The following is a 12425-nucleotide window of genomic DNA, read 5'->3' as shown; positions in this document are numbered from 1 at the left end:
ATCATTCATAATAGAATAGATGTGTATATGGGTAATGAAAACTTTAGAATCAAAAAATAATTTTTTAAAAAGGTCAATCATGTTTGGACATGATTGACTATAATTGTGTATAAATATAACTGGTGCACTTTATGCGATTGAGGTGGTGCAGATGTCTGCGACTACCAGTGCTTTTACATGCGAATAATCAAAAATAAAGAAAGTATTAAAAGAATAGGTAATTATAGAGGAAAATATAAAAAAAGGAAATAAAATAATGAATGTCTGCAATTTCCTTTAAAATAAAAGTGGGGTGTTTCTGCCCCACAATTTTTTTAAAGCTTTTTTATAAAACCCCGCGATTATTTAAAGCGCCAATATACTAAGTTGACTCCATTGCCCTTAGATTTCTCTAAGGACCTTTTTAACTTTATAATAATTTTATTCGACACCAATTATAGCCGTATTTCACCTATTTTATCAAATCTTAAAAAGAGTTGATAAATAGGCGATTATTCTAAATTGAAGCTTTACCTGTACTATATAGTATTTTAAAAGTTTTTGGAACTTTAAACTCCAATTAAACTCAAAAACGTGTATATTCATCACAAATTTTTTTATAACTCAGATAACATTCAATTTTTGTAAAATACCTTCTACATCTGTAAACATTAACTTAATGCCTTTTCTATAATAGAAGGATAATAATTTATTAGCTTTTGATTTCAAATTACGTTTCAATTTATCAGAAAGTTCAATAGGTTTATTTGTATTTTTATCAATATATACATTTTTAAAATATTCTTCAGTTACTGGAAACATATTTTGTAGCAAGAATGCTTTTTTCTCTCCTAAGACATATCCAAACTCAATCGTATCACATCGACCATATTTTCGAATATTCTTATCGTATACTTTCTGATATTTGTCAACTTGATGAGAAAATGGAATTACCCAGTAATAATTGCCCTGATCTATCTTAATTGCACAGAAAGAAGGACGCCCATGTTCTCCCATTTTATCACTTGGCTTATTGATTGGTAATGTACTATCTTGTACTAAATCAAAAAATGACTGTTTTATAAAATATAGATTTCCTAATTGAACCATTAAATCTTACTCCTACATAAAATGCCCCTAAGTGGGGCATTTTGAACATTCGTCTTTTATATCCCGTACACGAATTAACGGATAATATTTGAATGCTGGCCTTTTATATCCCGCGAACCAGCTAGCGGATAATATTTGAACATTTCTGTTCACTTAATAATATGTCCAGATATAAATGTATATACACATATATCCTTCATTTATATTTTAATGAATATTTGTACTTTAGTCAATAGCTTTACTGTTTTTATGAATCGCATCTAAAGTGAAAAGTTAAATTCCACTTTAGATATGACAAAGTGGAATTTAGTCTTTCACAAGCTTCCAGTTGAATTTACTCTTACAGTTGAACTTACTTTTACACTTCTTTTGTGGAATTTACTCTTTCACCTGTATAATTTACCTGATATCTGTTTTCCATTTTCATGAAAGGTAGATTATCATGTCTTCTAACAATAAAAATTTACATCTTACTGTTCAAGAAAGAATCATCATTGAAAAAGGTATCGAAAACGGCTCTACTAAAGCTGCTATCGCTCTTACCATCGGCAAGGACAAGTCTACTGTTGGTAAAGAAATCAAAAAACATAGAGAACTTGTTCACAAATTTTCTTATAAAATTAATTGTGCTAATATGAAAAACTGTTCTCACAATCATGTCTGTGACAATTGTGCTGATTTTAAACCTTTCACCTGCAATCGTCGTGATCGTTCTCCTGGTGCATGTAACGGCTGTTCTAAATATACGCATTGTCGCTATGATAAGTATAGATACAAGGCTGATTTTTCTCATAAAAAATATAGAGAAGACCTTGTTGATTCTAGAACTGGTATCAATATGTCATATGAAGAATGCAAAGCTATGGCTGATATTATCGTTCCGCTTATTAAAGCCGGGCATTCTCCCTATCATATCGTTACCAATCATCCTGAATTGAATATTTCTGAAAAAACGCTCTACAACTATATTGAAAATGGTATCTTTAGAGAATTTGGACTTCTCGATATCGATCTTAGAATCAAAACAAAAAGAAAAATAACCAAAAAGGCTTCTAATAAATATAAAAAAAGAGAAGATAAAAAGTATTTGAATGGTCGTACATACGATGACTTTATTAATTATACAGCAGAAAATAAAAATCTAAGCGTTGTTGAAATGGATACGGTCTACAATAATGGTTCTACAGGTCCTTTCATGCAAACATTTAAATTTTTAGACTATTCTTTCATGTTTATCGTCTATCAAGAAGAAAAAACGGTGAAATCAATGGTCGAAGGAGTCGATTTTTTAGAAAAGATCTTAGGGAAAGACCTTTTCAGTGAAGAAGTTGCCATTATAAAGACTGATAGAGGAAGTGAATTTTGTGATGCTGAAGTGTTTGAAAAAGAAGAAAATGAATCAAGACGTACACGAATCTTCTATTGTGATCCAATGGCTTCTGGTCAAAAAGGAAGTTTAGAAAACAATCATAAAGAAATCCGCTATATTTGTCCAAAAGAAAATGATTTAAAGGATTTAGGACTTAACAGTCAGGAAAAAGCAAATCTAATAGTCTCACATATCAATTCTCAATCAAAAGAACATTTAAAAGGTAAATCACCATTAGAAGTAATGGAATTTATGAATCCTGCACTTTATCAAAAATTCAAAGATTTTGGAATTGAAAGAATCAACAAAGACAATATTGTTTTAAAACCTTACTTATTAAAAGATTAAAATCATTCAGAGAATGTATGAAAATGGGTATACAGATTGACAGTTCAATACTTTATTCAAGTGGATTTTAGTCTTACACTCAAAAAAATTGACAAAAATGCACAGCTTTAATGTGCCCCAAAATAGTACTCTTTCATAACAAAATTTGGTTTTCAATCACATGAAAGACTAAATTCAACCATCAAAATAAAAAGAATATCAGGGAAATCACCTAATATTCTTATAAAATCCGCTTTCTGAAAGAGTAAATTCTACTTTTATTTTTCATTTTTTTAAAGTGGAATTTAACTTTTCACTTTAGCAGATTTAAAAAAAAGTTAAACACGTCTTATTCATACTTCTTACCTATATAATATACAGTAACAATCAACAAAAGGATAATACCCCACAATACATAGATTTTTATATCATTAAATAACTGAAATCCACCTAATGATATACAAACACAATAAAACACTGGTGTTCCAACAGCACTCAATAAAGAAAAGATACGTAATACATTTAAAATTACTGGCCAATTAGCATTATTAAAAGCTAATCCAGGCATATGAATCCTAAAAATACCTTGTGAGACATAATTAATTTTATGCTCCTCATAAAACGTTGGTAGTTCCTTTGCAAAAAAACATGCCCATAATGCAAATATCATCAATATCCCTGAAATATTTATGATACTTTTTATATGATCCATTGGATACCTGAATATCATTAAGAATAAAAGTTCTAAAATAACCACAAAACAAGATATTCCCCATAAAAACTTCCATCGTCTTTTATTTCGATCAATCATTACTTTAACCGAAGACTCCAATGAATACGAAATCATATTGTTCACTTCGTCATGTTGAATCATATCATTTGATTTTAAATGTTCACCCATCAGTAATTGTGTAACACTAACCCCCAAACATTCAGCAATCGAAATTAATAATACAACATTTGGAATACTAGCTCCTCTTTCCCACTTACTAATTATTTTATCAGAAATAAATAATTTATCCGCTAACTCTTTTTGTGTTAAATGATGAAACCTTCATTATGTGATTTATTACTATCGTATTCGTCTCTATTATCAACATTTAAAACAATAGCAACATCTTATGCTGTTCCCTTTGGTTGAACGTTTAAACAATTATATGATATACATATATTAGGAAATCATAAAACTGTCAAAGAAGTTCATACTATTAGTAAAAAATGAGACAAATACAAAAAATAAAACATAACTAATCAATATCATTAGGCATAACAAAAAGCTTCTGATTCTAGATTTTATTATAACCTAGAGTTCAGAAGCTTTATTCTTGAATAGGACTACCTCCCTATAAATGACCCCCACAGATTTTGGAAATCCACTACTAACTTTGGTTAGCCAAGTAATCCCCATTTTTTATTAAATATAGTTATTTATTGTTGTTTCTATTTTTGCTGTATACAATTGCTGCAAGCACTCCTATTCCTGATGCTAACAATAGTGAAATCCATAATGTTGTATTCGTATGATCTCCACTTTCTGGAGCATTTGAATCATCTGTATCATTTGGTTTGGTTGAAACTTTTACAGCTGATTTTAATAACTCATCTATCGCTTTTTGTAAATCTTTTGCATATTGATCAACTTCACTTTGTTTAGTGAAATCCTTATTAAAATCTATGCTATTAATAACATCTTTTAAGTTTTTAACTTTATTAGCATCATAAATTGATAAATCACTTGGAATTTTCTTCAATAATTCATTAACTTTAGTATAATCAGCTAATTTATATTTAAGATTTTTAATTGCATTAGAAATATCTTTTACATACTTATCTACTATTTCTTGTTCACTAGCTTCTTTATTATATACAACTGCCTTGATTGCATTATTAAGAGCTTGAACAGTTTTTTTATCATAGATAGATAAATCATTTGGAACTCTTTCTAACACTTCTCTTACTTTTGTATAATCAGCTCCACCATAAACAATAATTTCATAAATAACAGGATCAACGGAATCATTAAAAGTTACTTTCACTGCAAGAATAGATGAGTGAATATCAAACAACTTCCATGCTTTATCTAATGAACCAATCTCTTTCCATTTTCCATTTAAATCTTGAACACTAACTTTAGCATTGCTTAAAACCTTATGATCTTGTAAAATACCAATCTTTAATACATCTTTACAAGTTGTCATTGGATAAATCAATTCTTGACCGTTTTTAACTTGAAGAATATTTGAATGCGTAGTTATATCTTGATCATCAATATAATGACTATTATTAATATTAATAGTGCTATTGTTATCAATATACTTTAAGTCACTTGCATCAACAGTCTTATTGAATTCAATTTCATATACCTGTAACCAATTACTATTTCTTTCAGTAGCAACAAATCGTACATATCTTGCAACTACACCATTCAAGTTAGAGGTTGCTAAATATTTATCACCTTTTACAATATAATCTGAAACTGCCATTTTCTCACCAACATCAGACCAAGTTTTCCCATCTTGTGAAATTTGAACTTTCATTTCTTTAAATCCATCAACTTCTCCAACATTTTTTGGATTAACAGCAAACCATATTGAATAGTCATGTATAGAAATACTAGAACCCAAATCTACTTGTATATAATTTCCTACTTTTGTACCACTACCTGAATAGAATTTTGTATTCACATTTCCATCCATAGCCTTGTCAATAGTAAATTCAGATTTATATTCTTTCATATCTGTATTTAAAGAAGTATTTGCAGCTGCATCTAAAGTTTGATTATATTTAATTTCATAAATTCTGACTGAACTTTCACTTGATTCATTTGTTACAAAACGAATGTACCTTACCAAACTACCATCTGTTCCAAATGTAGCAATACTATGGTTTCCACTAATCGTATATTTATCATTCGATAAATAATCACCAGCATCTGTCCATGTTTTTCCATCTAATGATGTTTGAAGTTTTAAGTTTTTGAAAGTTTCATTTTTATCTAAATAAATACTTGCATCATATAATGGAACTAATGTACCAAAGTCTACACTTATAGAATCACCATTTTGTGATACTCTATTTGTAGTTAATGATGTATTCATGTCATTATCCATAATTTTATCTGTTTCTGTATCAACAGGTATGTTTGTATCTACTTTAAGATGATTATCATAATCTAAATAAGTTGCATCATAAACAATCTCATAAATTTTTGTCCATGTATCAGTTGTTCCTGAGGCAACAAAACGGAAGTATCTAGCTGTCGCACCCTTTGCATCAAAAACGATTTTTTTCATTGTATCATCTACATCAATATAATCATTGATGCTTTGTGCTTTTCCAACTTTTGTCCAAATAACACCATCTTTAGAAATTTCTAATTCTGTAGAAACAAAACCATCAACTTTACCTTTACTTATACCATTATATAGCTCAACTTTATTTAAAGTTGCAAGATTTCCTAAATCAACAGATATGTAATTATTATCTTTTGCATAACTATTTGACCAGAAACATGTAGTAAGATCTCCATCAACAGCATTATTCAAGACATTTGTCTTATATGTTGATAAATCTGATACAACATTGACAAATAATGGTTGATATCCTTCAGTTACAGATAACTGTTTCATATCCAATTGTGCATTATCTTTAGTACTAACAATTCGTACATATGCACCAGTTACAACTTCCTGACTTGTTATATGATTATCAACAACTGATCCAACATCATTCCATGATAAACCATCTAATGAATATTGTAATTTAAATGCATCATTTTGAGAAATATTAGCATCAATCTTATAAAGATTCATAGCTTTTGGTAAAGTAATAGTAATATAGTCATCTTTATTCATTGTTGTTTTAATATTAGAAATTGAATATGTTGAACCATCTTTCTTTACATTTTGAATATCAAGATTATCTATACTAGTAATCATTCTCTCTTTAACTATCGGATAATCAATATTTAAATTTAATATTTCCCTTATATTATTAATACTCTTTTCTAATAAAGGAGTTATACGATAAGAACCAACAACAACATAAGATTGACCCTTAATTGTATCAATAATATGAGAACCACTCTTAGATAATGCATTTTCTAATTCTGATATCTTGTCAATTGTCTTTCCAATATCACCTTGTAATGCATATTCATAGCCTTCCATTGCAGCAATACCTGCTTTAGCCATATCTTCATAAGCATCTATATGTTTTTCAACTTCAGATAATAAATTCTTATTTTTAATTTTTCTTAATGCTTGAACATCATCCAACATTTGTTTAAATTTTGCTTTCATATTAGCAATTTCAGTTTTAAAATTATCTCCATATTTTAAAGCATTTTCAAATTTATCAAGATCTTCTTTTAAATATTGAGATTCTTCAAATTTAAAACCTGATTTTCTTTCTGGTAAATCAATATAACTAATATTATCAGCAAAACGTTCAAATTCTTCGTGCGCTTCTGGAACCAATTCCTTAATTGAACGTTTCCAACTTGAAATACTATCAAATGTACCAGTATTCCATGCATAATCTGCACCACTAAAAATAGTAACTTTTGATGCATCTGCCTCTGACATAGGATTTAAGAAGAAACTATTAATATTATCAACATCAGTATCTAAAATATCTAATGATCCCATTAATAATTTTCCATAACAATAATCAGTAACAGGATAATTCCACCAAACACCTAAATCTCTATCTACGCCCGTTTTCTTTTTAGGTGTTTCAAAATAATCTTTAGTAATTGCAGACATTGTATGTTGTCCTGTCCACAATACAATTGTATCAGGATGAACAGTTTTCATAAATGGAGTAAAATATTTTACCCAATCGCCACCCCAACTATTATTGTATCGAGATGTTACAGTAATAAATGGTTTCACATCACCATATTTTTCATCTAAATATTGATATACATCATTGATAAGTTTAGCATGCTTTTTTCCATCAGCAATACTTAAATCTAAATCATCATAAAAAATACCAAACTGACGAACACCTAAATCATAAACTTGTTCAAATTTTTTGATTAAAGTTTCATAATCACCACTATCTGCATTAAAATTATAATCAGCAGCTGGATGAATTGTCCAACAGAAATCCATATTGTTTTCTTTAGCAACATTTACTAAATCAGAAATATGTTTTGCTTTTTCTGCAGGATACAGTTTTCTCCATTCATCTCTATGATAAATATCATCTTTTGGAGCATAGATATATGTTGTCATCTTATATTTTGACGTATCTTCAAATAAACTTGCCCTTTCTTCGAATGTCCAAGGGAATCCATAGAAACCTTCAACATATCCTCTAAATTCAACATCCGGATAATCTGAAACAGTAATTTCAGCTAAATGATTATCTTCTGTCTTTTGTTCAAAAACTTGTAACAATGACATAACACCATAATATACACCATCTTCATCTGAACCTATAATTGTAATTTGTCCACTCTTATGTTCATCATTACTTATATTCATTACATATCCTTGCTTTTTCTCTAAAGCTTTTTGGTTATCTTTCACTGAATCACAAATGACACATTCATTATCACAATCATTTGCTAGAACAACCACTGGATTCGTTCCAATTTTTTCTACAAATTGATATGTATATCCATTCTTTTTTAATAATTGTTGTACTTTTGGTAATGTTGCTTGATCTTGTTTACCATGTACTAAAATATCTACTGTTGATCCATTAAGCACCATACCATTATCAGAATCATAAGTGATATCTTGAGCAGTTGGATAAATAGAAACAGTTGTCTTAGCAGTAATAATATCATTATCAATTGTTAATGATGCATTTCTTAACTCAATAATTGATAAACGGATATCATTATTAAAACTTTCTTTGTTAGCTATCAATTTTTCTGCATTTGAAATCATTTTAACATATTTTTGATAGACTTGTTTTAACATTGTACCTTCAACTGTACCAATTTCTATTTTACTAAGTTTATCTTTAACTTGATTTAAAATATTATCTAATTCTGAACTACGTTTTTCATAAGCTTCAATTTCATAAATTGAATATCCATAATTTCCTGAAGGTTCTAAAAGTTCTAATTTAATATATCTTACAGAAGTATTTACATTAGTGAATATTCTTTCATCTTTAGTTCCATCAGTAACTTCTTGAATTAAAGAATAGTTTTGTCCATCTTTTGAACCTAGCACATTATATTTCTTTGCATGTGAAGATTCAAATGTCACAATTATTCTATCAATAGGATATTCTTTTTCTAAATCAACAACAACTGATTCAAAAGGATTTTCTTTATATGCATCTCCATTATATGCATTACCCCAACGTGAATCTAAATCACCATCTGTAATATGAGAATGATCAAATTTATTGTTTGCATTCTTATATGTTGAAGTTGTTGTCACTTTTTTACCAAATGCTAAGTTTGTATATACTCTAGAATCAGGATTCTTTTCATATACTTCTAATTCATATAATGCATATCCATATTTATACTTTTCACTTTTTGGTGCATGGAATGCTAATCGCACATATTGTGTTTTAATATTTCCTAATCCATCGTATTCTATTCTTTGTTTATCCTCATATGGTGTATTATCTTTAATATCTTTAATATCAAAGAATTTTTTTCCATCTAGTGATCCTTGAATTGTAAAATTTTTTGCATAAGATTTTTCCCATGAAATAGCTATCATATCTATCGGATATACAGCTCCTAAATTAACAGTTAGATTTTCTTCTAGATTACCATTACCATTATTATAACCATTTATATCATTGTATTTAACTTGCCATTTATTAGCATCAACTTTTCCATCAACTGCATAACTTGTTCCATAACCAGTCTTCGCATAAGTTGACGAAGCACTTGTTTCTTTATCAAGTGCAAGATTTGGATATCTTGCTTCTAAACCATCAATTGCTTTTTGAATATCAGTAACAGCTTGATTAATATCATCTTGTGTAGCAGTAGGTGCTAATGATTTAGCTTTTTCTACCTTTTCTTTAACAATATTTAATGTAGCATCAGAATATTTTTCTTCGTTTATTTCATCTATTTTTTTATAAATTTCATCTAGTGCTACTGTGTCTTTTGCTTCATATACTTCTAATTCATAAATTGAATAACCATATTGATTTGCAGGAGTATGCATAGCTAATCTTACATATCGTGTTTCTACTGCATCTAATTCATGAACTTCGGTTTCACCATTACCCTTTGTAATATCTTTGATATCAAAGAAAGTTTCTCCATCCAATGAACCTTGAATAGTATAGTTTGTAGCATGTGCTGCTTCCCATGAAATAGACACTGTTCCAATATTGTAAGTATCTCCTAAATCAACTGTTATTGTTTCTTCAGTATCTCCTTGACCTCTATCAAATGGTGGAACATTATATGCGTTTCCCCAACGTGTACCCATGTCACCATCTACTGCATGAGCCGCTGCAAATGAACTTTTAGCATAAGTTGAAGAAGCATAAACATTTTTCATATATGCTAAATTACTTGTATTATATTCTAAATTCTTAGGAATATAAATTTGGAAAATTTCATTAATTTCATCATCTGAAACATTTGCTAATGAAGAAGTTGGATTCTTTGAGATATTAAATGCTCTTTCTGTAAAGTTTCCCCACCATGTTGCATCAACTACAACTTGATTTGATGAAACATTTCCTGGTCTTACAGCTGCGGTATTAACTGCACCATTAATCCATCCTTCTGGTCTATATTGCCATCCATCTGCAATAACGATTACAGAACCAACTGGTAAAGTAGCTTTTGTAAATTTTTGTGTAACCACAAAATTTGGAGAAATAGCACTTGTTGTATCTAAAGTATAATGCTTTCCATTTTTTGCTGATGAATTATAGAATCCACCATTGGTTAATGTAAGTGAAGCTTTCTCTAATTCAGAAAAATCTATTTGATATTGAGACTTAGTCACTTCATATGGTTTTGAAAAAGCATTTTTAACCGACTCAATAGCCATTGCTTTTTCTTTATCACTTACTCCACTTGGTTTATATGATAATTTATCAATATCTAAACCAGTAAAAGCATGTGCAAAAGTTATTCCTGCAATATATCTACCTACATCATAAGATAGATGATAACCATCTCTTGTAAGAGTATCTCCTAAAAAAGATGTTCTTGCATTTTGAACAGATGTTCCTGTTGGAATGACAAAATCAATATCTTTATTTGTATCAACTTTATTTTGAACAGCCGATACAATGGAATTATACATTGTTTTTTGATTATTATTGTAATTTTTAAAATCTGCATGATTAGAGTTTCCTTGATATGCCCATGTCATATTCCATCCAAATTTAGCATCTGGTTGCAATTCTCTAACAATATCCATTAACTCTTGTAAATCATCATAAGTATCAGCTAAACCACTACTTCCACTTGCTTGTTGAAATGTAATATAATCCCAATCTTCATTTAATACAGCCGCTTTTATACTGATATTTTTTGTTGTTCCCCAACTACCACTATCATTAGTATAATATGTATAAGCGTTAGATTCATTCTTAGCATTTTCAAGATGAGTGGCTAAAGTACATCCACCAATATATAAATTTCCTAACTTTATATTTTTTACGCCCAAATCCTGAGCAATTTGATATAGATATTGTTGACTATCAACAGAAAAACTATTTCCTATACTTAAAACTTTAAGCGTTTCATCATCATTCCATTGAGAATCAATTTCATATCCATAAGTGTCTTGAATATGTAATGGAAAAATCCCAATACATAGCACTAAAACCATTATTACTTTTAAAAATTTGTTGTATTTTCTCATACCTTTTTCTCCCTTTAACAAGAAAATTTCTCTACTTTTTAGTTTATATTCCTCCTAAGATAATATATTATTTTTTATATGTGATATTTCTAAAATTCTATATCAATCTCAAAGATAAAACTTTTTTATACTAATATAATATATTTTCACATATTTTTACTCCCTCCTATTTTGCTTCACTAGTTCACTAGACGAAAAAAAGAACAGAAAATGTATTTATACATCTATCTGATTTTGCCTAATCGAATAGTCACTATACTTCTATCTTTATATTATACCTTCTATTTCAAAAAAGCAAGAATATTTGTAAGCGCTTTTAAACATTGTGAATTATATGAATAATTTAAGTAACATCCCTATTTTTCTTGAATGATACTTTACTTTTAAGAACTTTTAGAGGCATTCTTTTTTCATGTATACTGTTTTTGTATTTTGGCTATGTTTTTTCACTTGGAAAAGATAGTGCTTTATTATGACTATTCCAAAATACAAACACTTAAGATTTGAAGCCCGATATGCATTCAAGAATTCCTGAACTTTAATTATATTGCAAAATACAAAAAAGCCCGAATTTATCGAGCTCAATGGAGTCAACTTAGTAAGTTGGCTCTTTTTTATTTTTTTGGAAATAAAAGAGTGTCTTTTTTACTTGTAGTTAAGTATAATTATCTATTTATTATCTTATTTCCTTTACTTTTATTGTATAATGTAGTTAAGAAAGAAGGTGCTTCTATGTTCGTTAGAGTTATCAAAAATAATAAGGGTAAGAAAAATACCTGTTTTTGCGCACTCGTTGAATCCTATCGTGATTCTTCTGG

3 protein-coding genes and 1 pseudogene are annotated in these 12425 nt (G+C 28.8%); 1 reads left to right on the top strand and 3 read right to left on the bottom strand.

The window, feature by feature from the left end:
* Positions 1 to 603: 603 nt before the first annotated feature.
* Positions 604 to 1089 carry a type III toxin-antitoxin system CptIN family toxin gene (cptIN, locus tag B5E48_RS12065; protein WP_087305302.1) on the bottom strand — a complete coding sequence of 162 codons (486 nt, stop codon included), beginning with the start codon at positions 1087 to 1089 and terminating at the stop codon, positions 604 to 606.
* A gap of 442 nt (positions 1090 to 1531) precedes the next feature.
* Here cptIN and B5E48_RS12060 point away from each other — a divergent pair, with 442 nt between their 5' ends.
* Entirely contained in the window at positions 1532 to 2806 is a 1275-nt protein-coding gene (locus tag B5E48_RS12060; protein WP_087305299.1) for a helix-turn-helix domain-containing protein, read from the top strand.
* A 328-nt stretch (positions 2807 to 3134) separates the two neighbouring features.
* Here B5E48_RS12060 and B5E48_RS12055 read toward each other — a convergent pair.
* Both B5E48_RS12055 and B5E48_RS12050 read right to left on the bottom strand, forming a co-directional pair.
* Positions 3135 to 3818, bottom strand: a pseudogene (locus tag B5E48_RS12055) (helix-turn-helix domain-containing protein); the annotation flags it as partial.
* A 391-nt stretch (positions 3819 to 4209) separates the two neighbouring features.
* Positions 4210 to 11607, bottom strand: a complete 7398-nt coding sequence (locus B5E48_RS12050) for a discoidin domain-containing protein (protein ID WP_087305295.1) — start codon at positions 11605 to 11607, stop codon at positions 4210 to 4212.
* Positions 11608 to 12425: the final 818 nt, after the last annotated feature.

Origin of the sequence: Massilimicrobiota sp. An105 (assembly GCF_002161155.1) — a bacterium.
Lineage (GTDB): Bacteria > Bacillota_I > Bacilli_A > Erysipelotrichales > Coprobacillaceae > Allocoprobacillus > Allocoprobacillus merdigallinarum.
The sequence above is the reverse complement of the archived record's forward strand: the minus strand, read 5'-3'. Positions and strand labels throughout refer to the sequence as shown.